1 protein-coding gene is annotated in these 271 nt (G+C 44.3%); it reads left to right on the top strand.

What is annotated here, in order from left to right; genetic code table 11:
- On the top strand, positions 1 to 222 hold a 222-nt coding region (locus tag IQR33_RS01910; protein WP_228013717.1), incomplete at its 5' end, for a hypothetical protein.
- Between the last annotated feature and the right edge of the window lie 49 nt (positions 223 to 271).

Raw genomic sequence — 271 nt, 5'->3', positions numbered from 1 at the left:
GTTCATCGTGAAGGTGTTTGGATTGTCGAATCGCAATATTGGACCGGGAGAGCTTGGGAAGGTATCGAAGGTATCTCAAACAATGTTATTTGTGGCTTTGTAGGTGATGACTTTGTTGGCTCTGGATACGAACTGGATTTAGGTCGCGAAGCACTTACTGCATACAATAGCCAACCCCTAGACGCGCTTGGCTTTGTAATTGATCCGTTCCGTCAAGAATAGTAATCGGTAAATCTAACGTGTATAGAGGGCTCAATGGCCCTCTTTTTTA

It is taken from the genome of Vibrio sp. OPT46 (assembly GCF_015163535.1).
Lineage (GTDB): Bacteria > Pseudomonadota > Gammaproteobacteria > Enterobacterales > Vibrionaceae > Vibrio > Vibrio alginolyticus.
This window is presented reverse-complemented; position numbering and strand designations above follow the sequence as displayed.